We start from the raw sequence: 22,781 nt of genomic DNA on the forward strand, positions 1-22,781 counted from the left end.
ATCAACAAGACACTAGCAAAAGAAAATGGAGGCACGAATCATGGAAATCACATTAGGCGGAATCGCCGGATTAGTAGCTGCGATTGCTTTCGTAGTACTTGTCATCTTCCTTGCCCGCGTCTTAAGCGCAGCAAGCAAGACACTCAATAACGTAGCCGATACGACGGCAGGATTAGAACGTCAATTAGACGGCATCATGATGGAGACGACAGCGTTGTTACATAAAACGAATCGTCTCGTCGATACGATTGAAGAAAAAACGGAATTGCTTGCACCAGTCGCCAACTCGATTGAAGAGTTAGGCACATCACTCAATAAAGTGACGGATTCGGTTCGAACTGTTTCGGATACAGTCGCAGGTGCTGCCGATACGAATAAAGAGCAGATTGCGCAAGCAGTCCGCTGGGGTTCAGTTGCTGTTGAACTCTTCAAGAAAAACAAACCAGAACCGGGTCAAGATGTCTCTTCTTCGACGACTGCAACAACGACAGTCGAAAAGAAACCACGTCGCCGTTTCCGTAAAAAATCAGAAACACCGGTGACACCAGAAGTCGTTTCTGTGCCGGATGTTGAAAGTATTCCAGATGAGTTGAAGGGAGATTGTACGCAATGACAAAACAACACCCATACCAAGCACAAGATACTTCAAAAGGTGGCGGGTTCCTCGCCGGGATTATCGTAGGGGGATTACTTGGGGCAGCGGCAGCGTTGCTGTCGAGTCCGAAATCAGGTCGTGAAATGCGCGGCATGCTCGACGAGCGCACAGCGCCAGCACGTCAACGTCTGAACGAACAAACACAAGTCGTTCGTGAAAAAGCAGAACCGCTCGTAGGCGAATGGATTCAATTAGCAAAAGATAAAGCAGCTCCTGTCATCGAAAAAGCAAAGAAAAATCCAACCGTTCAAGAAGCGGCACAGTATGCTGGTTTTGAAAAAGATCAATCGAGCATTGACGCAGCACTCGCTGAAGCAGAACAACTTGTCCGGGACATTGAACGTGAAATCGGAGATGAAGTCGACGGAGCATCGGTTGCCGAACAACTTGATACCGAAACAGTGGCTGGACTCTCTGAATTACGTGAGGATCTTGCATCGAAAGAAAACGAAGAAGATACAGAAGACGAGGACAATGATCCCCAGTCAAAGTTAAGTCATGAAAAACAACCTAAAAAATAAGTAACCCTTGAGCGTACTCACTGAATTTAAATAGTGAGTACGCTTTATTTATATACAATTTCACAAGAGTTCGCTATAATTAGTTGCTATTACGAGCTATACGCTGATTAGGGAGTGGTAGAAGAATGGATCAACATGCAGAATTAAAACGCTTACGTGATGAACTCGACCTGGTAAATGCAGAATTACTTGGATTAATTAACAAACGGGGAGAGATAGCGGTTGAAATCGGTAAAGTAAAACGAGCGCAAGGAATCGATCGATATGATCCGGTTCGTGAACGCCAGATGCTTGAATCGATTGCAGCGAGCAACAATGGTCCATTTGAAACAGGACGCCTACAGCACGTATTTAAAGAAATTTTCAAGGCCTCTTTGGAACTGCAAGGAGAAGACCGGACACGCAAGTTGCTTGTGTCGCGTAAACAAAAGCCGACGAATACCATCATCCGGATCGGAGATGACGTCATCGGTGACGGCTCGCAACAGTTAATTGCTGGTCCTTGTGCCGTCGAAAGTGAGGAACAGGTCTTTGAAGTGGCCGAGCAACTCGCGAAGCATGGTGTACGCTTCATGCGTGGTGGAGCTTACAAACCACGGACATCACCATATGATTTCCAGGGTCTTGGTTTAGAAGGATTGAAGATGTTGAAAAAGGCAGCTGATGCCCATGGTCTTCATGTCATCACAGAAATCATGACGCCGAGTGCAGTTGAGTCGGCTTTACCATACGTGGACATCATTCAAGTCGGTGCCCGCAATATGCAAAACTTCGATCTTTTGAAAGAAGTCGGCCGAACGGACAAACCGGTTCTATTGAAACGTGGTTTGTCAGCGACGCTCGAAGAATTCATGTACGCAGCAGAGTACATCATGGCAAGCGGGAATGAGCAGGTCATCTTATGTGAACGCGGTATTCGGACGTATGAGCGTGCGACACGAAACACATTGGATATCTCAGCTGTCCCGATCTTGAAGCAAGAAACACATTTGCCTGTCATGGTCGATGTGACGCATTCGACGGGTCGCAAAGACCTGCTCCTGCCGACAGCGAAAGCGGCTTACGCAATCGGTGCAGATGCCGTCATGGTAGAAGTCCATCCGTTCCCTGCGCTCGCTCTCTCGGATGCGAACCAACAATTAGATTTTAATGAGTTTGATTCGTTCATCGAGAATCTGACTTCCACTTTTCCGGCACTAAACGTTCAATGATTTTCTAAAAAGGGTAACCTATAGCGAATGAAAAAGTTTTACAATGAGGGAAGAATGGGAAAAGAAATATATCTTTTCCTGTCTTCCTTTCGTGTTGCCTAAAAATGAAAATAAAAATGAAAACGAAATCGAAATGATCGCCTAAAATAAGGAGGAATTTGTTTTGAACAGTAATATAACGATTTATGATGTCGCACGGGAAGCAGCCGTGTCGATGGCAACCGTCTCACGTGTGGTGAATGGTAATCCGAACGTCAAACCGTCGACGCGGAAGAAAGTCCAGGATGCGATTGATCAGCTCGGATACCGTCCGAATGCCGTTGCACGAGGACTCGCAAGTAAAAAAACAACGACGGTTGGTGTGATTGTACCGGATATCTCGAATATCTTTTTTGCAGATTTGGCGCGGGGGATTGAAGATGTCGCGACGATGTACAAATACAATATCATCTTATGTAATTCGGATCAAAATCCGGAAAAAGAAATCCATTTGTTAAATACGTTACTCGGGAAGCAGGTCGACGGGATCATCTTCATGGGTGGTCGTTTACACGAAGACCTTGTCCGGGAATTCAAGACATCTCCTGTTCCGATTGTGTTAGCTGCGACGTTAAATCAAGATTATGACCTTCCTGCCGTTAACATCGATTATGAAAGTGCTGCACATGATGCCGTGAAGTCGTTGATTGATCATGGACATAAACAGATCGGTTTCATCACAGGACCGCTCGAACAGCAAATTAACGGAGAAAAGAAATTTGCAGGTTACCGTAATGCCTTGGAAGAAGCGAACTTACCGTTTGACGAACAGAACGTAGTCCTCGGAAACTACACATATGATTCGGGAATGAAAGCCATGAACCAGTTGCTAGAACTCGGAGAAGATTGCCCACGTGCGATCTTTGCTGGAACAGATGAGATGGCATTGGGTGTCATTCATGCGCTCCAAGATGCCGGTTATCAAGTGCCTGAAGATTTCGAAGTCATCGGTCACGATAATACCCGTCTTGCGACGATGATTCGTCCGAAGCTGACGACGGTCGTCCAGCCGATGTATGATATCGGTGCAGTTTCGATGCGTTTGTTGACTAAAATCCTCAACAAAGAAGAAATCGAAACAAACGATGTGACGTTACCGCATCGGATTGAACAACGAGATTCGACCCGTTCTTCGTGAAAACAACAAATCCCCTTTGCTTTTCCAAGATGTTAACGGAAAAGCAAAGGGGATTTTGTATGATTATTTCTTAACGGTAACGAGTTGATCCTGATGATGATGCAATTGGTCATTTTCGACATGAAGACGAACTGTTGCAGTACCAGGATGAGTAAGGGATACCTCACCCACGTATTGATCCGCTTGTTTCGTCAAAGGAATGTACGTGTGCTTCTCGACACTCGGTTCAATGACTTCGATTTGAACATCGGCCTGGAGGGGTTTGCCATCGAGAAAGACATGAAAGGCAATCGGAAGTTTTGCTCCGACCATCGTCTTTTTTGCACCCATGTAGTGAACGGTTAAGTCCTCTACAGCCGCGTGTTCATGCTCATGTGCCGGCTTTGCTGTTTTTTTTTCATGCGAGTGATTCATGACAACAAAAGAAATCTTGTCCATGTGATGGAGTCCTTTTTTATCATTGATATGATAAAGTCCTTCATATTCACCTTCCGCAAGCTTCGCTTCAGCTTGATAGGTACCGGTTTTCTTTAAAGTTGCCTTGATTTTTTTATGTGCAGCTTCTTTTTCATCTGCTTTCCAGACTTCAAACGTCACGTCTTCGACGTTTACTGCTTTTTTGTTCTCAAGCGCGGTCGCTTGGAAGACGACTTTTTGACTCTCCATTGTTTTTGCCGGAACATCGACCTTGACGTCAACAGCTGGTTTTCCAGACCCTTGCATCGTTTCGTGATCCATCGCTTGTTTATCATTGCCGCATCCGACGAGTAACAAACCACTTGCTAAAAATACCCCCGTTAAACCAATCGTTGTTTTCTTCATCTTTTGTTCCCCCAATTGTTCGTTTACTAAGTAAAGTAATGAGACCTTATTCAGTATACCAAGAACTTGTGAAGTCCTAACGAACTAATTGTGAAAAGAACAAGACGTTTTTCCTTATTTGGAGTAGGGAGAGTGAGCCGACAAGTGTTCTTTTTTGGTGTCGTTTACAAACGGCCAAAGCAGCCGTTTGACCGTTTCCCAGTTCTTCTCCTCGATTTCAGGACGCCTTGGAATCGTCGGATAGAGCGGAAAGCGATCCCGCCAGGTTTTCGGTACGTCCGGACTTTCGTTCTGCCAGCGTGTGACCCACGAAGCGGGAAGATCGCCTTTAAAAGGCGGACGATTGGTCAAAGCAGCAAAGACTTGGCTCCAGGCACGGGGGACAACCCGGTACCAATCATACCCACCGCCACCTAGGGCGACAATCCGTCCATCTGTATAGCGATTGGCGGCTTCGACGGCAATTTGTGGAATCTGTTCATAACTCTCCATCGTTAAGGACAGATGTGTCAGTGGGTCGAGAGCATGTGCATCTGCACCGTTTTGCGTGATGATGAGATCGGGTTTAAAAAGTTCGCATGCTTCGAACAAAACGGTCCGGTAAGCGTGCAAAAAAGAAGCATCTTCCGTGAAGGCATCAAACGGCACGTTCCAACTCCAACCATAGCCTTCCTCAGCTCCACGCTCTGTCACCATACCGGTTCCAGGGAACAAATACCGTCCCGTTTCATGAAGTGAAACGGTCATGACATCAGATCGATTATAAAAAGCCCACTGCACGCCATCGCCATGATGCGCATCGGTATCGACATATAAAATCCGGCAATCGTATTTCTGGATCATCGCCGCCATTGCGACGGCCGTGTCATTATAAATACAAAATCCAGAAGCACGTCCACGGAAACCGTGATGCAAACCACCGCCGATATGAAAAGTCCGGCGATACTGACCGGATAAAACAAGATCACACGCTTCAATCGTTCCGCCAACAAGCAACGCCGCACTTTCATGCATCTTGTCAAATAGCGGGGTATCTTCCGTCCCAAGACCATACATCTGTGCTTTCATCGGAGAAAGTTCGCCGTGTCCTGCGAGTTTCACCGCTTGTATGTAGTCCGGATCATGAATCAGCAATAATTCCTCGTCTGTTGCCGGTCGAGGAGCACGACAGTCTACCGTATCAAGCACGCCCATTGCTTCAAGCAGAGAGACCGTCAACTCCAACCGGATGGGGTTGAAAGGGTGGGTGTCTGAAAAACGATAGTGTGCTTCTTCTTGACTGTACACATAGGCAAAGTCCTTCATCGACTGACATCAGGACCGAGCACATCAAATCCTTCCTTTCGTAATTTTTCGATGACGCGGATAGGATTCATCGTCTGGACACGAAAGGCAACGATACGAACGTACGGATCATCGGTCGGATATACTAAGACATTTAAGATATTGACATTCGTTTTGGCAAGTAAGCCGGCAATTTTTGCTAAAGTCCCGGCCGTGTTTTCGACCCGGATTTCGATTTGGGAACTCGGTTCGAGTGCACCGGTCAGCTGGACGAATGTCCGTAACAAGTCCGTTTCCGTAATCAATCCGACTAGCCGACGACCGCGGACGATTGGAAGACAAGATAGGCGGTGTTCATAAAACAAGACAGCGGCATCCTCGATGAAATCTAATGGATGGGCAGTCATCGGTGTCCGTTGCATGATGCTGGAAACGGAATTTTGCTGATCCGCTAAAAAGGTATCGGGATGAAAGACACTACTTGCGCTTTGTATCTCCGTGAGTCCGATGAGCCCGAGCAGTTCATGTCGGGCATTCGTCACCGGGAGATGACGGATCTGATGACGGCGCATCAGATCAGCAGCATGAGCAATCGAATTTGTTGGTTGAATCGTGATGCAGTGTGTCTTCATGATTTGTTCGATTAACATGCGACCCCTCCTTAATCGTACATGAAGCGACGGCGGAGTCGTAACGCATCAAAATGCGCGACGACTTCGGATGCGACATGTTTTCCGATGCGTGCCATTAAACAATTGGCAGGATGCGAGGCGATTTCTGGATCATCCGTCGGGAAAAAGACAAGACCACCATGATTCATCATTTTTTCCATGATTTTGCGATAGTCCCAAACGGATAAGCCGCTTCCTTTTAAATCCCAATGCCAATAATATTCAGTCGTCAAAATTAAGTAATGTTCCATTGCGGGATCAAGCATCGACACTTCGAGTAGTTTTTTCCCAATCTGTTGTCCGCGAAAACGGGCAGCTACTTCAATGGCACCTAATTCTAAAATGTACGGGTTATTTCCTTCACTCCATGTCTCATACGGATCGGGGTACAGAAACGTCACGTAACCGATGATGTCGGTCCCTTGTCTTGCGACGATGATCCGCCCTTCTTCAAGATCCGCGATTTCAACAAGTGCCTGATGTTGTTCGAGTGGTTGTCGGAAGGCTGTCAATCCTGGATCAAGCGTGTACGTAGCGAGGACCTGGCTTGAGACGGGTCCCTCGATTTCAACTGGACCAAGCGATGTTTCATGAGTACGATGATTGAATTGTTTTTCAAACATGTAAGCGTCACCACCTTCTTGTATATTATAGTCGAAAGCAGGTCGAGAAAGAGAGGGATTTTTTAACAAATTGACGGCAAATGGATTGAACTACACGATAACTAGCTTATAATGTAGAAGAGAACAGCGAAGGGGAGGAACGAGACATGAAAGTTTTGAAAGCGCTTCCGGGAAAGCACTGGTTATCCGAATATGATGGATCAGATTCATATGATTGGAAAGAAGCAGAACACTATTTTTCATGGGCGACGACGGGGAAAGTCAATATGGCCTATGAAGCAATCGATCGTCATGCTGAAGGTGAACGCGCCAATAAAAAAGCATTGGTCTACTTTGACGGTACGACCGAACAAAGCTTTACGTATGCGGACATGAAACGATTGACGAATAAGGCGGCAAACGTCCTGACAGATGCGGGAATCCAAGCAGGAGATCGAATTTTCATCTTCATGCCACGTTCACCAGAACTGTACTTTGCTCTGCTCGGTGCCCTGAAAGTTGGAGCCATCGTGGGTCCGTTGTTTGAAGCTTTCATGGAGCAAGCCGTTCGGGATCGGCTGCTTGATTCAGAAGCGAAGATGTTGATTACGACCAAAGCCTTGTTGCCACGTGTTCCGGTGGATGAGTTGACATCCCTCGAACAGATATTCTTAGTCGATGAAGAAATTGAAACAAATGAGAAAATTTCTGACTTCCGGAGTGCGTTTGAACAAGCTTCGGAGTCGTTTGAGCCAGTCTGGCTGGACCGCGAGGATGGTTTGATCTTGCACTACACATCAGGTTCTACCGGAAAACCAAAAGGGGTCTTACATGTTCAAAATGCGATGATTCAGCATATGATGACAGGGCGTTGGGTCCTTGATTTACAGGAAGAGGATGTCTACTGGTGTACCGCAGATCCAGGATGGGTGACTGGCACGAGTTACGGTATCTTTGCCCCATTTTTAAATGGCGCGACGAATGTGGTCGTCGGGGGACGCTTTAATCCCGACTTTTGGTATAGTATCATCGAAAAATATAAGGTGACGGTCTGGTACAGTGCACCAACGGCATTCCGAATGCTGATGGGAGCTGGAGCTGAAATTGCGAATACACATGATTTATCCAGTCTGCGCCATGTCCTCTCGGTCGGGGAACCACTTAATCCAGAAGTCATCCGTTGGGGAAAAGAAGCGTTTGACCAACGGATTCATGACACATGGTGGATGACTGAGACCGGTGCGATGATGATCTGCAATTATAAGTCGATGGATATTAAACCGGGATCGATGGGGAAACCGATTCCGGGTACGCAAGCCGCGATAGTCGATGATCAAGGAAACGAACTCCCTCCGTTCCGTATGGGGAATTTAGCACTGAAAACACCATGGCCATCGATGATGCGTCAAATCTGGAACAATCCGCAAAAATATGATTCGTATTTCTTCAAAGGCTGGTATGTCTCTGGGGATTCTGCTTATATGGACGACGAAGGGTACTTCTGGTTCCAAGGACGTGTGGATGATGTCATCATGACTGCTGGAGAACGTGTCGGACCGTTCGAAGTCGAAAGCCGACTCGTCGAGCACCCTGCTGTCGCGGAGGCTGGTGTCATCGGGAAACCGGATCCGGTACGTGGCGAAATCATCAAAGCCTTTATTTCATTACGGGATGGTTATGAACCGACGGAAGAATTAAAACAAGAAATTCAAAAGTTCGTCAAAGAGGGGCTGGCAGCACATGCAGCACCTCGGGAAATCGATTTCCGGGATAAATTGCCGAAAACACGAAGCGGAAAAATCATGCGTCGTGTCTTAAAGGCATGGGAATTGAATCTTGAAGCGGGTGACCTTTCGACGATGGAAGATTGATAACAACTTGATCGAACAGTAAACCATTAAAGACCACCTGCATCCAAAATGAATTTGGATGCAGGTGGTCTTTGGCGGTTGACTAAAAGCGACAAAAAACCATCGCCCCTTCAGTGGGCGATGGTTAAAAAGAAGGCGTGCGTTACTCAGTGTTTTTCTTGTCCTCATTGGCTTTCTTTTTTGCCTCTGCTTCAGCCTTCGCTTTTGCCTCTGCTGCTTTTTTAGCCGCGTCGTCGGCTTTTGCTTTTGCGTCGTCCGCTTTACGTTTTGCGTCCGCATCGGCTTTCGCTTTTGCGTCGTCTGCTTTACGTTTGGCGTCCGCATCGGCTTTCGCTTTTGCGTCGTCCGCTTTACGTTTGGCGTCCGCATCGGCTTTCGCTTTTGCGTCGTCTGCTTTACGTTTGGCGTCCGCATCGGCTTTTGCTTTTGCGTCATCCGCTTGTTGTTTGGCATCGTCTGCTTTCGCAGCATCCGCTTTTTTCTTCGCTTCCGCTTCTGCTTGTTTTTTCTTTTCTTCGGCGGCTTTTTTCTTCGCCTCAGCTTCTTTTTTCTTTTTGTCTTCCTCTTTGAAACGACCTGTGTTTTTAAAGTCATTGGCACTGACGGATGCTGGCTGATTGAAGCGAGCACCTGACTTAAAGTAACTGCTGTTCGCATTATACGTCAGGTTGGCCATTTGAGCCCAAACATTTTGTGTTCGTTGATAATAGGTCGTCGCACCAAACAATGAGTTGTTTTGGTCATGTCCCGTCCAGACAGCGAGTGTAACACCAGGTGTTGAACCAACAAGGTAGGAATCCTTGATTTCGTTCGTCGTCCCTGTTTTACCAGCCCAATCTCCTGGCACCTTGAGTAAGGAATTCGCATATTGAGCCGTTCCTTTATCAAAGACGCCGCGCATCATATCTAATGTTAAATAGGCAGTCCGATCTTCATAAATCCGTTTTTTCTTTGATTTCGCTTTATAAATATTTTTGCCATCCTTCGTAATTTTGGAGATGATATACGGTTTGACATATTCACCGTAGTTCGCGAGTGTCGCATAAGCACCTGCAAGCTCAACCGGTGTGATTTCCATCGTCCCGAGCGCGGCAGAAGGCGCGTAACGGATGTTATCGGGAATTTCGATCCCCATGTCGACTAACTTTTGTATCGAGTTTGCCATGTTCATTTTTTCGTACGTCTTAACGGCAGGGACGTTCAGCGAAAGTTCGAGTGCTTCTCGAATCGTAACGTTTCCACGGTAACGTCCGCCTTCATTATTGATCGGGTTATCTCCCGGTTGACGAGGAACGGTCTGGTAATAATATTCTTCATCATTAATCGTCGAAGCTGGTGTAATCAATCCGTTTTCGATTCCGTTTGAATAGACGAGAATCGGTTTAGCGGTTGATCCGATTTGACGTTTCGCTTGGAAAGCACGGTTGAAGTCATCCGCAGCTCCATCTGTATAACGTCCACCAACAAAACCTAGAATGCGACCGGTCTCATTTTGAATCAAGACGGCAGCTGTTTCTTCCGGATCTTTTTTGTTCACCGTTTTTTTCGTTTTTGGATCAACGACTTGTTTATACTGTAGTGTACTTGGGAAATTGGCTGCATTTTTAGCAGGCGTCTGCATCGCTTCGTGGATTTTTTTATCAAGCGTCAAGTGAATTTTATAACCACCTTGGCGGATCGCGACAAGGGCTTGATCTTGATAATTCGCTTTGACTTCAGCGAGTTCAGACGGTTTGACTTCATCTTCTTTAACACCGTCTTTCTTCATGAAATAACTGGTCATGATTCTTAAGGATTCTTTTTCAGCCAAATCATAGACGTACGGATACGTCTCACGTGACCGTGTTGATGTTTTGGCGAAGTCTTTTGTGATATCGTATTTGATAGCTTTTTCGTACTGTGCTTTCGTAATGTTTTGGGCGACATACATCCGCTTTAAAACCGTTTTCATGCGGTTGGTACTTGGTGTCAGGTCTTTTTTGATGACACCACCTTGAAGGTACGGTGTGTAGTAGTACGGGTTTTTCGGGATTCCCGCTAAGAAAGCAGCTTGCGGTAACGTTAATTTTTTCGCTGGTTTATTGAAGACACCACGTGAGGCCGCTTCGATTCCGGCGATATTGCGACCAAGTGAGTTTCGACCGAACGAAACGACGTTCAGATACGCCTGCAGGATTTCATCTTTTGTCATCGCATTTTCCAGACGTAACGCCAAGATGATTTCTTTTGCTTTTCGTTCGAATGACACTTCGTTCGTTAAGATTTGGTTTTTAATCAACTGCTGCGTGAGCGTACTACCGCCTGTTCGTGAAGCGGAGTTCGTGAGTTCTTGCAAAACGGCACGTAATGTTGCTTTTGGCACAACACCATCATGTTCGTAAAAATCAACATCTTCCGTTGATAAAACGGCATCGAGCAGATAGGGTGAAATTTCTTTGATATCGACAGGCTGACGTTCTTCATCTGTCGAGATGTTCGTCAACTTTTCGCCACTTCCCCAATAAATCTGACTCGTAATGGCATAACTATTCACTTGTTGCTTCATTTCTGTCAATTGAGGTGCTTTTGTATCTTTGACGAGCGACGCAAAGTAACCTCCAGCTGCTCCGACAGAAAAACTTCCGACCAGTAAGACACCTATAATGAGGAATAAAATGATATTCCAAGATACGTCGTATGTGATATTCGACCAGTGCCGAACGGCTTTCGCCCGGGGGTGATTCCAAAACTTGAACCAGTTCTCGCGCATAAATGATCTCCTTTACATCTTAAACTTGGGTGTAAATTAACATTAAATCACAGATAGGTGTATTGTACCATATCTGAAGTATCAGAAAGTGGCTTGACAGTGGATTCTGCTTCGACGTATCATGGAAACATCTTAATGTGATTATATAAAAAATAAGCTGTGAATGGAATTGAGTAATGAATCGCTCCCTGTATCAGAGACCTAGTGGTGCTGCGAACTAGGACATAGCGCTTTCATGAATTACGCTTCCAGGAGCTTCTTGAGAAATCAAGCGGATGTTGCCCCGTTATCGGTAATCTAAGTGGCATGATTTTCATGCAATTAGGGTGGTACCACGGAATCTTCCGTCCCTTCGTTTATTCGAGGGGACGGTTTTTTTTAGATTATTTTAGGGGGAAGACAGATGACGTTACTGGAAGACTTAGAGTTTCGTGGTTTAATTAGTCAAATGACAGACGAAACAGGAATAAAAGAATTACTCGCAAACCCGACGACGCTGTATACAGGATTTGATCCGACGGCGGATTCGTTACACATCGGACACTTATTGCCGATCCTTGTCCTCAAACGATTCCAAGAAGCGGGGCATCACGTCATTGGATTAGTCGGCGGCGCAACAGGTATGATTGGTGATCCAAGTGGTCGTTCAACAGAGCGTTCATTAAACACATCGGATATCGTCGAAGAATTCGCGAACCGGATCAAAGGACAATTATCCCGCTTCTTACCGCTTGCAGGTGAAAACCCGGTGACGATTGCCAATAACTTAGATTGGACAAAGGATTTGACGATCATCGATTTCTTGCGCGATATCGGAAAACATTTCCCGATCAGCTACATGTTGGCCAAAGATTCCGTGGATTCCCGTCTCCAAAATGGGATTTCGTTCACAGAGTTTTCGTACATGTTGTTACAATCATTCGATTTTTTGAAGTTATATGAAAATGAAGGCTGCCGCCTCCAGGTTGGAGGAAGCGATCAGTGGGGGAATATCACGGCGGGAATGGAATTGATTCGCCGTGTCGGACATGATCAAAAAGCATTCGGGATGACGGTCCCTCTTGTCACGAAATCAGATGGACAAAAGTTCGGAAAAACGGCAGGTGGTGCAGTATGGCTCGATGCGGAAAAAACGACACCATACGAATTCTACCAGTTTTGGTTTAACGTCGATGATTTAGATGTCATCAAGTTCTTGAAATACTTTACGTTCTTGACGCATGAAGAAATCAGCGCACTCCAACAAGAAGTAGAAACCGCACCAGAAAAACGGGTGGCGCAGCGTCGACTAGCAGAAGAGATGACCGTCCTCGTTCATGGAACGGATGCCTTGGAGCAAGCAGAACGTATCACGAAAGCACTCTTTAGCGGAGAAATCAAAGCGTTGAAAGCAGAAGACATTGCGGACGCGTTTAAAGGAATGCCACGTTTTACGCTTGGTGAGCACACTAACCTTGTCGATGTCCTGGTCGAGGCGAAGATCAGCCCGTCAAAACGTCAAGCGCGCGAAGATGTGACGAATGGTGCCATTTACATCAACGGAGATCGAGAACAAGAACTGACGAAAGAGATTACGAAACAAGATGCGATTGGTGACTTCACGATCATCCGTCGTGGGAAAAAGAAATACTTTGTACTTGAGCACGCTTGAACAACATAACAAAAACAACGCTGACGAAATTTCGTCAGCGTTGTTTTTGTTATGCCATCCGGAATAAGCGAAGCGGGAGCAAACGAACGGCAATCGTCGTAGCAATCAAGGCCTTTAATAGATCCCCAAGGATGAACGGGATATTGATGACGAGTGCATCCATGAATGATAGCTGTAAGACAATCATCAAACCCAATGTCCCGAGCAGGTAAACGAGTCCGAGTCCAAAAACTAACATCCCGATGAAGAGTGGGAGGAAACGGCGGGTTTTTTCAGCGACGAGGCCAATGAAAAATCCAGCAATCGGAAAGGCAATCAAATAGCCGACCGTCGGACCGACGAACGGAGCAAGTCCGCCTTTTCCGCCGAGTAGGGGAAGACCGACAGCAGCGAGCAATAAAAAGATGAGCACGGCAAGTCCACCGCGTTTTGCGCCGAGGATGGCACTGACCGTCATGATGGCAAGCATTTGAAGGGTAATCGGAACCGGACCGACGAGTTGAAGTTGCGGTAATAAACTAACCGCAGAAATGATGGCAGCCCCTAAGGCGATGAATGTAAGATCCTTTGTTTTCATAAAATGACACATCCTCTTCTTTTGTGTTAACCAATATAAATAAAAGGTTAACACAAAAGAAGGGAGATGAAAACATAAAAAAAGCACCCACCGAAGTGGATGCTTGAAACAACTGATTAACGTGAGTAGTACTCAACGACGAGTTGTTCTTGAATTTGATCGTTCAACTCTGAACGTTCTGGAAGACGAACGAAAGTTCCTTCGAGCTTCTCAGCATCAAACGTGATGAAGTCTTTAGTTGCTGGTGCAACTTCGAGTGCTTCTTTGATAACGACAAAGTTCTTCGATTTTTCGCGAACTGAAATCGTTTGACCTGGTTTCACGCGGAACGACGGGATGTCGACGCGAGCGCCATCAACTTGGAGGTGACCGTGGTTGACGAGCTGACGAGCAGCACGACGTGTACGAGCCATACCCATACGGTAAACGACGTTGTCAAGACGTGCTTCAAGTAAGAACATGAAGTTCTCACCGTGGATACCAGGCATTTTGCCAGCATCGTTGAAGATACGGTTGAATTGGCGTTCGTTTACTCCGTACATGTGACGAAGCGTTTGCTTCGCTTGAAGTTGAAGACCGTACTCAGACATTTTGCGACGGCTGTTACCGTGTTGTCCTGGAGCGTACGGACGTTTTGCGATTTCTTTTCCTGTTTCAGTAAGAGAGATACCGAGACGACGTGAAAGTTTCCAAGCTGGACCTGTATAGCGAGCCATAATAAGACTCCTCCTTAGTGTTCGTTATTATTTGCATAAAAATAATAACGCCATCAAACCCACGTTACGCCCATTTCATGATGTGGCACCCTCGCTTGATAGCAAAGTTACACGATGCCCCTCCGGCAAAGCCGAGTCATGAAATGTGATACGTAAGCGATTTGACCGCTATCGTTATCATTTCTGCACTTTTACAAGTATACGTCTGCATATTCCTGCTGTCAATCAAATATGACGAAGAAGCGTTTTGCAAAATGCTTCGAGGCCGGCTTGATCCGTTTCGTCAAAACGATTCAGTTCAGGACTATCGATATCAAGAACACCAATCGTGACACCGTTTTGAACCAATGGAACAACAATTTCAGAATTCGTAGCTGCATCACAGGCGATATGACCTGGGAAGGCATGGACGTCCATGACGAGTTGTGTGACTTGATCTTGTGCCGCTGTTCCGCAGACACCACGTCCAAACGGAATCCGGACGCAGGCCGGTAAACCTTGGAATGGACCGAGGACTAGCTCATTTTGTTCTGTATCCGTTAAGTAGAAACCGACCCAGTTCGTCCGATCTAGAAATTGACCGAGTAAAGCACTTGCGTTGGCGAGATTAGCGACTTGATTTGTTTCACCAGCGAGCAAAGCATCGAGTTGTTTATTCAGCATTTCATATTGTTTCGTGCGGTCACCGTCATAAGTTGTGGTCTCGAACATCAAAAATTCCTCCTGAAAAATCATATTTTATTCATCTTATCGGGTTTTCGTGCGACTGACAAACAATTGAATTCAGGAAATGGTCGCGGAAAGTTCGGAAGAAATTAGGAAAAGCCCGAGTAATTCTATGCAAATCGGTTGCGCTATACTATTATAAGGATAAGATTAAAGCGAATTTATTGGAAAGTGAAATCGCTTGACAGGGTGGAGGTCGTAACAAATGTGGGCATGGGTGATTGGCGTCATCGTCATCGTATTACTCGTCATGCTGTTTAGCATGATTAGTCGGAAAAAATATTATACGAAAATCGATGAACTTGATCTGCGGAAACAAGGAATCATTAGTGCATCGATTCCGAAGGAGCTGCAAGAACTAAAGGAACTCCCGATGGCGGGTGAGACGGAGACGAAATTCACATCCTGGCACCAGGCATGGGAAGAGTTAGTGACCGTCCACGTGGCACAAATTGATGAGACGTTATATCGGGCAGAAGAAGGGCTAGATGGCTATCGTTTTGTAGCGGTTAAAAACGATCTGGAAGTAACGGAACAACTCATTGCTGAACTTGAAGGATTGATCGATGAGATGTTAACCGATATGTCGACGTTTAAGACGAATCAATCCGTCTTAGCAGAACTGAAAGCGCAAGGGGAAACCCACTCTAGTCAAGTGCATAAATCCCTGTTACTGCAAGCGACATCGTTTGGACCAGCTTTACCTAAGTTGGAAGAACAAGCAGAGACGATTGACCAATTGCGTACAGAGATGGTTGCTTTCGAGGAAGCAGGAGAAGTGACGAAAGCTTACGAAACAAGTCTTCAGCTTGAAGCGAAAGTCGAAGAGACCCGTCAGCTCGTCGAAGTGATTCCGCAACATTGGAAAACACTAGCACATGAATTAAGACAACGGATTGATCAATTAAGTGCCGGCTATAAAGAGATGACACTTGACGGTTATCCACTGGAGCCGCTTGGTATGCAATCTGATATCAAACGGTTTGAAGAACAGCGTCTGAGTCTCGTCAAAAAGTTGGAGTTCCTCGAAATCGTTGGTCTAGAAGAACAAGTACAACAGCTTGCTTCAGATATTGATCAAATGTACGATACGTTCCGGCGTGAAGTGGATGCTCGACACCATGTGAAAAAAGAAAATCAGTCGCTGAAACAAAAAGCATTACGGATGCGTGAAAAAATACATCAATTGGCGCAAGAGTTCAGCATGCTACGAGAAAATTATGAAATCTCAGCGGATCTAGGTGAGCATTATGAGTCGATTCAACGAGATGAAGAAATGTTGTTTGGTGCAGCAAAAGATTTAGACGAATCGATCGCAAGCCGCATCATCCCATTTAGTATGTTGGAGGATCAAATGCGAGATGCCGTTCGTTTAGAAGAACAGTTGATGATTCAGTATGAACGGTTTACCGTTGAACTTCAGGCATTACGTAAAGAAGAGACAGAAGTCCGACAACGGGTCACGGAATGGCGTCAGCTTCTTTCGACGACTCGCTTGCGTTTGAAACGGTTAGGTTTACCGAAAATCCCAGCGGATGTCGAGGAGGCATTACATGCTTCAAGTCGTTCCCTGCAGACCCTGGAGTCACGTTTAGAAGAGCTACCATTTAACGTCAATTATATCGTTTCTCAAAGTGAAGACGTCAACGGGACGTTTAGATTGTTGCAAGAACGGATAGATAAACTAGTATTCGAAGTCACGTATGCGGAACGTCTTGTCCAATACGCCAACCGTTTCCGGCGGCACGATAATGAGATACATATGTCGCTGACGATTGCTGAGACAAAGTTCCTGGCGGGAGATTACGAGCGGACGATCACTTTAGGAGAACGTGTTTTGGAACAATTTGATCCAGGCTCCATCGAACGTATTCGAAAAGCATGCGGTCAACAGGAAACGATGCATGTGTAATCATCACTGACAATTCAGGGTGGCCGTCCAGGTCACCCTGTTTTTGTAAAAAAAGGAGCGGTTGAGATGGGAAAACTGTATGTGAACGGAATCATCCGAACAATGGCACACGAGGAAGATGTGCACTCGTCAATGTTTGTTGAAGGGGAAAGGATCATCGCGATGGGGGAAGAGGGAAAGTTACGTCGTCGATTCGGAAGACGGATTCTAACGATTGTTGACTTAAACGGCAAAGCGGTTTATCCCGCATTTACCGATGCTCATATCCATTTGATTGGCTACGGGGAAGCGATCGGGCGAGTTGATGCGTCTCGCTATACGACGTTAGACGAATTAGGCAAAGCCTTTGTTCAAGCGGAAGCGATCAACGGCTTGCACGTAGCGGAAGGTTATGATGAGACGAAACTGGATCGTGCACCGACGAAGGCGTGGTTAAATCAACTGTTTCCAACAGAACCGGCACTACTCAAACGAACGGACAGACATACAGTGCTCGTCAATGATGTCTTGTTCAAACAGCTTGGTTACAAGGCGTCGACGGTTGTCGAAGGTGGGAAGATTGGTTTGTCGGAGTCGGGCGAAGCCGACGGATTTTTATATGATGCAGCGATCGAACCACTGTATGCTTTGCAATCAGGTTCAATGGAACGGAACAAAGCATCGCTACGATCGGCAATCAAAGATTTACAGCGGCACGGTATCGTCGCTGCGCACACGGAAGATTTGGCATATCATGGTGAGTTGAAGGATGTCTTGCAGGCGTACCGTGAAGTGACGGAAGAAACCGGGTTCCATGCGCATCTTCTTGTCCATCATTTAGTACTCGATCAATTCATTCAGATGAATCCTGTTTTGCCGGCGACGTTATCCGTCGGTGCGATGAAAGTATTTGTCGATGGTGCACTCGGTGGACGGACGGCCTTACTTGGCAGAGGATATTCGGACGATGCGACAACACGTGGCATCGAAGTCCATTCACCAGAACAGTTGGAACAACTTGTCAAACGGGCGCGCAGCTATGGTTTTACGGTCGCGGCGCACGTCATCGGTGACTTGGCAATTGAACGTTTTGTCACGGTACTTGAGAATTATCCGGCACCAAAAGGAACACGAGACCGGATCATCCATGCGACGGTCGTCCGTCCTGAACTCTTGACGCGTATCCGGAAGTTACCGGTCTTGATTGATGTTCAGCCGGTGTTCTTGCTGGATGACGCGGATTTTGCACAAGACCGTCTTGGGCTGAACCGGCTCGACTGGGCATATCGACTGAAGTCGCTTGCGGATACGGGTGCTCTTCTCTGTGGTGGATCAGATGCGCCAATCTCAGATCCCGATGTTCGGCGTGCATTATATGCGGCAACAACTGGAACGGCAGGCAACATCAACAAGACGAATGAAGTCCTCTCGATGTATGAAGCGTTGTTGTTGTTTACGAGAAATCCACACATCGCAACGGATACACATGGACGAAAAGGCATGTTGCTTCCAGGCTACGACGCGGACTTCGTCATCTTTGATCAAGATTTCTACTTATTACGTGGAGAAGCGGTCTTACGTAACCGATTGGTTGAGACGGTCCAAGCGGGGAAAACCGTTTTTCAGGCTACTCCGGTCATGAATTGATTCCACAAAAAAATCTGCCACTCGGCAGATTTTTTTTGTTATAAGAAAGAACGTTGAATTTTATGCCAAAATGTATTGTCGGTGAGTTTAACGGTTTTCAATTCTTTTTCCGATAGTTGAATATCGACCGAATCGGTCCGTTTTAAACTGAGTGCTTCGTTGTCCATTCCGATGATCGGATAGTCATTGCCGTCTTCGATGATGCGGAGAGACAGTTTACGACCCCGGTTTAAGAGGAACGCCGATCCGAGTGTCCGGTAACGGTTATTGTTGACGGATGCGATCTCACTGACTTGCAGACAGTGGATCAATGGATCGACGATCGCACCTGACAAGGATTTGTTGTAAGCCGTTGAACCGGTTGGTGTCGAGATGACCATCCCATCCCCGCGGAATGTCTCGAATAGGAATCCATCGATGTATACTTCGATTGCCAGTGATTTGATGATACTCGACTTGACGGAACATTCGTTTAGGCAAAGCATGCCTGGACCACCATTGATTGAAGCTTCTAAAAGTGGATAACGGCGGACTTCGATATCACCGTTCGAAGCACGGTTGCCGGTTTCTTTGAAAATCGCTTCGACTGAAGATAAATCATTGATGTCAAAGTCACAATAAAACGAGTTCGGACCTTCAGCAAATCCGACATAAATGGCGTCTTCACGGAATCCGGTGAAACGGGCTGCTTGAAGGAACGCTCCATCTCCACCAATCGAAACGATGATATTGGCTTGTTTATGATCCTGGACGACATTTAGTCCATACCGATTTCCAACTTCAATCAATTTACGTACCTGCGTCTCGTGTCTTTGTTTGTTTCGGTAATACAGGTAGACATTGTTTCGAGCCATGGTCAATTCCCCCTTGAAAGCGTTTCATGAACTCTTTCATTATACCTGTTTTAAGGGATAATCGGTACTGCTAGCTAAAGACACGGGCAAAAATCTTGTCATACGTTAGCACCGTTTTTATAGTAGAATGGGAAACGACTTAGAATCTATTGGAAAATGGGGAATTCACATGGCAACATTTAAAGGCAATGCAATTACATTAGTCGGAACAGCAGTTGAGGTCGGGCAACAAGCACCGGATTTCGAAGTATTGGCAAATGATCTTTCACCGGTTATGCGCGATACATATCAAGGGGTTCGAATCATCAGTGTCGTACCATCAATCGATACAGGGGTTTGTGACGCACAAACTCGTAAATTCAATGAAGAGGCAGCGGGAATCGATGGTGTGACGGTCTTGACGATCTCAAATGACCTGCCATTCGCACAACGTCGTTGGTGTGCGGCAAGTGGACTCGATAACGTCGTGACGTTGTCCGATCATCGTAATCTTTCGTTTGGTACACAATACGGAGTAGCGATCGAAGAACTTCGCTTACTTGCTCGTTCTGTCTTCGTCATCGATGCGGCAAACGAAGTCGTATATGCCGAGTACCTGGACGAGTCAACGAACGAAGTCGATTTTGATTCGGCACTTGTTGCAGCCAAAGGTGCCAAAACGACGAAGTAAGAATAGTTTACAAATGGCGTGAAACCGCTACAATGAAGATAATGAGAAAAAACGGCTCCCACGAAGCACGGGGGGCCGTTTCGTTTTGAAAGGATGGAACACAGATGGAAGCATTAGAAACCTTATATAAAGAACTGACCCAACAAACTCGGAAACTAGAACGTGATTTAGATATGCCGTATTTAGAAGCGTTGACGGAAGTCATCGACCGACTAAACGAACGGCATACGGAAAACGTCGATCCGGAAACGGTACGAAAAGCTGTTTCACTTGCAATCCTTGAAGGCATGAAACAGGCTCAACCGAATCATTTACCGACACCAGACAGCGTTGCCTTGTTTGCCGGTTATTTAATCGGGAAATTAATCAAGAAGGAGGATGTTCGTCTGCTTGATCTTGGAAGTGGAACAGGTGGGATGTTACATGCGGTCCTCAGTCAACTCCCGAAAGATACCGTCGCGGAAGCCGTTGAAGTCGATGAAACATTAATCCGACTTTCTGCATCCGTCACGGAACTTCTTGATTATCCGGTCAACTATACGCATCAAGATGGACTCCGCCCGCTTTTGTTAGATCCTGTTGATTTAGCGATGGCTGATTTACCGATTGGTTATTATCCGGATGAAGATGTAGCCCAGACGTATGTCCTAAAACGTGAGGAAGGGATGAGTTACAGCCATTTTCTATTGATCGAACAAGCGATGAATTACGTGAAGCCAGGTGGATTTGGTGTGTTTGTCATTCCGAACGGCTTGTTCCAACATGATACGGAAGGTAAGTTGAAGCACTATTTTGAAGCGAAAGCGCATGTTATCGGTATTCTCCAATTGCCACTGACGATGTTCAAACAAGAACAAGCCGCCAAAAGTTATCTGATCGTGCGAAACCATCTTGCCGGAATGACGATGCCTAAACAAGCATTACTCGCTGAGTTACCGTCCTTCACGGATGCCCGTGCCTTTGGTGGAATGGTGAAACAGATTGATGAATGGATTAACACAGAATTAAAGTGAAATGCGCAAAGTGATTGAAATCTATTGTTAATTTGACTATTCTAGTGTAGAACAGAAAAAGAGCAAGACTCATACAGATGTGAATGTCTACTGATTTTGAATGGAAAAGGGGAAATAAATCATGGCAAAGATTATGGCAGTAAACGCCGGTAGCTCGTCACTTAAGTTCCAATTACTTGAGATGCCGAGTGAGACGATGGTCGCAGTCGGTTTAGTAGAGCGTGTTGGAAAAGATGACGCCATCTTTACGATTAAATATGGTGAAGGGCAGAAATTTACAGATGTTCTTCCACTTGCAACACATAAAGAAGCGGTTGAATTGTCGTTAGAGAAGTTGACGCAGTTTGGCATCATCTCATCTTATGATGAAATCAAAGGTGTAGGGCACCGTGTGTTACACGGGAAAGAAAAGTATGCCGATTCAGTCGTCATTACGGACGAAGTCATGCAAGACATCGAATCGTATACAGAGCTCGGTCCATTGCATATTCCACCAAACTTGATCGGTATCCGTGCATTCCAAGCGATTTTGCCGGACGTACCTCAAGTTGCTGTATTTGATACGGCTTTCCACCAAACGATGCCGGAAGAGAACTTCCTCTACAGTCTTCCGTACGAATACTATACAGAATACGGAATTCGGAAATACGGTTTCCACGGAACAAGCCACAAGTACGTAACTGAACGTGCTTCTGAATTGCTCGGTCGTCCATTAAAAGACCTCCGTCTGATTTCGTGTCACCTCGGTAGCGGAGCGTCCATTGCGGCAGTAGCGGGTGGCGAGTCACTTGATACGACAATGGGCTTCACGCCACTCGAAGGAATCACGATGGGCACGCGCTCTGGTTCGCTTGACCCGGCCTTGATTCCGTTCTTGATGGAGAAAACAGGCAAAACGGCAGAAGATGTCTTGAACGTTATGAACAAAGAATCAGGAATCTACGGTCTTTCAGGTCTTTCAAGTGATTTACGTGATGTTGAGTCGGCAGCGACAGAAGGAAACCACCGTTCCGAGATGGCACTCCGGATTTTCGCGAACCGGATTCACGGATACATCGGACAATATGCGGCAGAGATGAATGGCGTTGATGCGATCATCTTTACAGCAGGCGTTGGTGAAAACTCAGATTCGATTCGTGAGCGAGTCCTGCGTGGTTTGGAATTCATGGGCGTTTACTGGGATCCATCGCTCAACAACGGCGCGCGTGGTGAAGAATTATTCATCAACTATCCGCATTCACCGGTCAAAGTCATCATCATTCCGACAAATGAAGAATTGATGATTGCACGTGACACGGTACGAATCGGCGGCTTAGTCGAACAAAACGTTTGAACTACCTCCACCTACGCTTCACTTAGAGGTGAAGGATTCCTGAGTTATCCGACCTGACGGTCGAAACCTGATCAGGCTAACCCCGTCGTTCCGACGGTTGAAGAAGCTAAAATGCGTTCGGCTTCTTGTTTGAGATTCAG

General features: G+C 46.1%; 20 protein-coding genes and 1 other annotated feature. Of the genes, 11 read left to right on the forward strand and 9 right to left on the reverse strand.

Annotated features, from left to right (window positions below; translation table 11 throughout):
• The first annotated feature begins 40 nt into the window (after window positions 1–40).
• From BLD48_RS07805 to ccpA, 4 genes are all read left to right on the forward strand, one after another.
• On the forward strand, window positions 41–613 hold the full coding sequence (locus BLD48_RS07805) for a DUF948 domain-containing protein (protein ID WP_071499703.1): 573 nt from the start codon (window positions 41–43) through the stop codon (window positions 611–613).
• A complete protein-coding gene (locus BLD48_RS07810; protein ID WP_071499704.1) occupies window positions 610–1,176 on the forward strand; it encodes a YtxH domain-containing protein in 567 nt (188 codons plus the stop codon). Before BLD48_RS07805 ends, BLD48_RS07810 begins: the two co-directional genes overlap by 4 nt.
• A 125-nt stretch (window positions 1,177–1,301) precedes the next feature.
• The gene (locus BLD48_RS07815; protein ID WP_071499705.1) at window positions 1,302–2,387 is read left to right on the forward strand and encodes a bifunctional 3-deoxy-7-phosphoheptulonate synthase/chorismate mutase; all 1,086 of its coding nucleotides are present in this window, start codon (window positions 1,302–1,304) and stop codon (window positions 2,385–2,387) included.
• Between the two features lie 163 nt (window positions 2,388–2,550).
• Window positions 2,551–3,564 carry a catabolite control protein A gene (gene ccpA, locus BLD48_RS07820; RefSeq protein ID WP_083412270.1) on the forward strand — a complete coding sequence of 338 codons (1,014 nt, stop codon included), beginning with the start codon at window positions 2,551–2,553 and terminating at the stop codon, window positions 3,562–3,564.
• 63 nt (window positions 3,565–3,627) lie between these two features.
• Here the strand turns inward: ccpA and BLD48_RS07825 are convergent, their stop codons facing one another.
• The 4 genes from BLD48_RS07825 to BLD48_RS07840 form a co-directional block, all read right to left on the reverse strand.
• Window positions 3,628–4,386, reverse strand: a complete 759-nt coding sequence (locus tag BLD48_RS07825; RefSeq protein WP_071499706.1) for a FixH family protein — start codon at window positions 4,384–4,386, stop codon at window positions 3,628–3,630.
• Window positions 4,387–4,500: 114 nt separating this feature from the next.
• A complete protein-coding gene (locus BLD48_RS07830; protein ID WP_071499707.1) occupies window positions 4,501–5,691 on the reverse strand; it encodes an acetoin utilization protein AcuC in 1,191 nt (396 codons plus the stop codon).
• A complete protein-coding gene (locus BLD48_RS07835; RefSeq protein WP_071499708.1) occupies window positions 5,688–6,320 on the reverse strand; it encodes an acetoin utilization AcuB family protein in 633 nt (210 codons plus the stop codon). Before BLD48_RS07835 ends, BLD48_RS07830 begins: the two co-directional genes overlap by 4 nt.
• A gap of 11 nt (window positions 6,321–6,331) precedes the next feature.
• Entirely contained in the window at window positions 6,332–6,964 is a 633-nt protein-coding gene (locus BLD48_RS07840) for a GNAT family N-acetyltransferase (protein WP_071499709.1), read from the reverse strand.
• A gap of 146 nt (window positions 6,965–7,110) precedes the next feature.
• Here BLD48_RS07840 and acsA point away from each other — a divergent pair, with 146 nt between their 5' ends.
• On the forward strand, window positions 7,111–8,814 hold the full coding sequence (gene acsA, locus BLD48_RS07845) for an acetate--CoA ligase (protein ID WP_071499710.1): 1,704 nt from the start codon (window positions 7,111–7,113) through the stop codon (window positions 8,812–8,814).
• Window positions 8,815–8,956: 142 nt separating this feature from the next.
• On the opposite strand, the gene BLD48_RS07850 is transcribed toward acsA, so the two are convergent.
• The gene (locus tag BLD48_RS07850; RefSeq protein WP_071499711.1) at window positions 8,957–11,563 is read right to left on the reverse strand and encodes a transglycosylase domain-containing protein; all 2,607 of its coding nucleotides are present in this window, start codon (window positions 11,561–11,563) and stop codon (window positions 8,957–8,959) included.
• A gap of 150 nt (window positions 11,564–11,713) precedes the next feature.
• Window positions 11,714–11,918 (forward strand) — a binding site (T-box leader).
• Window positions 11,919–11,966: 48 nt separating this feature from the next.
• Between BLD48_RS07850 and tyrS the strand changes: the two genes are divergently transcribed.
• The gene (gene tyrS, locus BLD48_RS07855; RefSeq protein ID WP_071499712.1) at window positions 11,967–13,214 is read left to right on the forward strand and encodes a tyrosine--tRNA ligase; all 1,248 of its coding nucleotides are present in this window, start codon (window positions 11,967–11,969) and stop codon (window positions 13,212–13,214) included.
• Between the two features lie 49 nt (window positions 13,215–13,263).
• Here tyrS and BLD48_RS07860 read toward each other — a convergent pair whose 3' ends face one another.
• The 3 genes from BLD48_RS07860 to BLD48_RS07870 form a co-directional block, all read right to left on the reverse strand.
• Window positions 13,264–13,791 carry a biotin transporter BioY gene (locus BLD48_RS07860; RefSeq protein WP_071499713.1) on the reverse strand — a complete coding sequence of 176 codons (528 nt, stop codon included), beginning with the start codon at window positions 13,789–13,791 and terminating at the stop codon, window positions 13,264–13,266.
• Between the two features lie 116 nt (window positions 13,792–13,907).
• On the reverse strand, window positions 13,908–14,507 hold the full coding sequence (rpsD, locus tag BLD48_RS07865; RefSeq protein WP_071499714.1) for a 30S ribosomal protein S4: 600 nt from the start codon (window positions 14,505–14,507) through the stop codon (window positions 13,908–13,910).
• Between the two features lie 225 nt (window positions 14,508–14,732).
• Window positions 14,733–15,218 carry a GAF domain-containing protein gene (locus BLD48_RS07870; RefSeq protein ID WP_071499715.1) on the reverse strand — a complete coding sequence of 162 codons (486 nt, stop codon included), beginning with the start codon at window positions 15,216–15,218 and terminating at the stop codon, window positions 14,733–14,735.
• 220 nt (window positions 15,219–15,438) lie between these two features.
• Here BLD48_RS07870 and ezrA point away from each other — a divergent pair, with 220 nt between their 5' ends.
• Both ezrA and BLD48_RS07880 read left to right on the forward strand, forming a co-directional pair.
• Window positions 15,439–17,145 (forward strand): septation ring formation regulator EzrA, encoded by a 1,707-nt coding sequence (gene ezrA / locus BLD48_RS07875; RefSeq protein WP_071499716.1) that lies wholly within the window; start codon window positions 15,439–15,441, stop codon window positions 17,143–17,145.
• 66 nt (window positions 17,146–17,211) lie between these two features.
• The gene (locus BLD48_RS07880; protein WP_071499717.1) at window positions 17,212–18,771 is read left to right on the forward strand and encodes an amidohydrolase; all 1,560 of its coding nucleotides are present in this window, start codon (window positions 17,212–17,214) and stop codon (window positions 18,769–18,771) included.
• 38 nt (window positions 18,772–18,809) lie between these two features.
• On the opposite strand, the gene BLD48_RS07885 is transcribed toward BLD48_RS07880, so the two are convergent.
• Window positions 18,810–19,625, reverse strand: coding sequence for an NAD kinase (locus tag BLD48_RS07885; RefSeq protein ID WP_014971014.1), 816 nt, complete (start codon window positions 19,623–19,625; stop codon window positions 18,810–18,812).
• 163 nt (window positions 19,626–19,788) lie between these two features.
• Between BLD48_RS07885 and tpx the strand changes: the two genes are divergently transcribed.
• The 3 genes from tpx (at window position 19,789) to BLD48_RS07900 (ending at window position 22,641) form a co-directional block, all read left to right on the forward strand.
• The gene (gene tpx, locus BLD48_RS07890) at window positions 19,789–20,295 is read left to right on the forward strand and encodes a thiol peroxidase (protein WP_143082928.1); all 507 of its coding nucleotides are present in this window, start codon (window positions 19,789–19,791) and stop codon (window positions 20,293–20,295) included.
• A gap of 104 nt (window positions 20,296–20,399) precedes the next feature.
• Window positions 20,400–21,308, forward strand: a complete 909-nt coding sequence (locus tag BLD48_RS07895) for a class I SAM-dependent methyltransferase (protein WP_071499719.1) — start codon at window positions 20,400–20,402, stop codon at window positions 21,306–21,308.
• Between the two features lie 121 nt (window positions 21,309–21,429).
• Window positions 21,430–22,641, forward strand: a complete 1,212-nt coding sequence (locus tag BLD48_RS07900) for an acetate kinase (RefSeq protein ID WP_071499720.1) — start codon at window positions 21,430–21,432, stop codon at window positions 22,639–22,641.
• Window positions 22,642–22,781 lie beyond the last annotated feature (140 nt).

This window comes from Exiguobacterium sp. KRL4, assembly GCF_001870785.1.
Lineage (GTDB): Bacteria > Bacillota > Bacilli > Exiguobacteriales > Exiguobacteriaceae > Exiguobacterium_A.

Excerpts from the sequence above, each read along its gene's own strand:
- BLD48_RS07805 (WP_071499703.1), top strand. The coding sequence starts at position 41 with ATGGAAATCACATTAGGCGGAATCGCCGGATTAGTAGCTGCGATTGCT.
- BLD48_RS07810 (WP_071499704.1), top strand. The coding sequence starts at position 610 with ATGACAAAACAACACCCATACCAAGCACAAGATACTTCAAAAGGTGGC.
- BLD48_RS07815 (WP_071499705.1), top strand. The coding sequence starts at position 1,302 with ATGGATCAACATGCAGAATTAAAACGCTTACGTGATGAACTCGACCTG.
- BLD48_RS07825 (WP_071499706.1), bottom strand. The coding sequence starts at position 4,386 with ATGAAGAAAACAACGATTGGTTTAACGGGGGTATTTTTAGCAAGTGGT.
- BLD48_RS07830 (WP_071499707.1), bottom strand. The coding sequence starts at position 5,691 with ATGAAGGACTTTGCCTATGTGTACAGTCAAGAAGAAGCACACTATCGT.
- BLD48_RS07835 (WP_071499708.1), bottom strand. The coding sequence starts at position 6,320 with ATGTTAATCGAACAAATCATGAAGACACACTGCATCACGATTCAACCA.
- BLD48_RS07840 (WP_071499709.1), bottom strand. The coding sequence starts at position 6,964 with ATGTTTGAAAAACAATTCAATCATCGTACTCATGAAACATCGCTTGGT.
- acsA (WP_071499710.1), top strand. The coding sequence starts at position 7,111 with ATGAAAGTTTTGAAAGCGCTTCCGGGAAAGCACTGGTTATCCGAATAT.
- BLD48_RS07850 (WP_071499711.1), bottom strand. The coding sequence starts at position 11,563 with ATGCGCGAGAACTGGTTCAAGTTTTGGAATCACCCCCGGGCGAAAGCC.
- tyrS (WP_071499712.1), top strand. The coding sequence starts at position 11,967 with ATGACGTTACTGGAAGACTTAGAGTTTCGTGGTTTAATTAGTCAAATG.
- BLD48_RS07860 (WP_071499713.1), bottom strand. The coding sequence starts at position 13,791 with ATGAAAACAAAGGATCTTACATTCATCGCCTTAGGGGCTGCCATCATT.
- rpsD (WP_071499714.1), bottom strand. The coding sequence starts at position 14,507 with ATGGCTCGCTATACAGGTCCAGCTTGGAAACTTTCACGTCGTCTCGGT.
- BLD48_RS07870 (WP_071499715.1), bottom strand. The coding sequence starts at position 15,218 with ATGTTCGAGACCACAACTTATGACGGTGACCGCACGAAACAATATGAA.
- ezrA (WP_071499716.1), top strand. The coding sequence starts at position 15,439 with ATGTGGGCATGGGTGATTGGCGTCATCGTCATCGTATTACTCGTCATG.
- BLD48_RS07880 (WP_071499717.1), top strand. The coding sequence starts at position 17,212 with ATGGGAAAACTGTATGTGAACGGAATCATCCGAACAATGGCACACGAG.
- BLD48_RS07885 (WP_014971014.1), bottom strand. The coding sequence starts at position 19,625 with ATGGCTCGAAACAATGTCTACCTGTATTACCGAAACAAACAAAGACAC.
- BLD48_RS07895 (WP_071499719.1), top strand. The coding sequence starts at position 20,400 with ATGGAAGCATTAGAAACCTTATATAAAGAACTGACCCAACAAACTCGG.
- BLD48_RS07900 (WP_071499720.1), top strand. The coding sequence starts at position 21,430 with ATGGCAAAGATTATGGCAGTAAACGCCGGTAGCTCGTCACTTAAGTTC.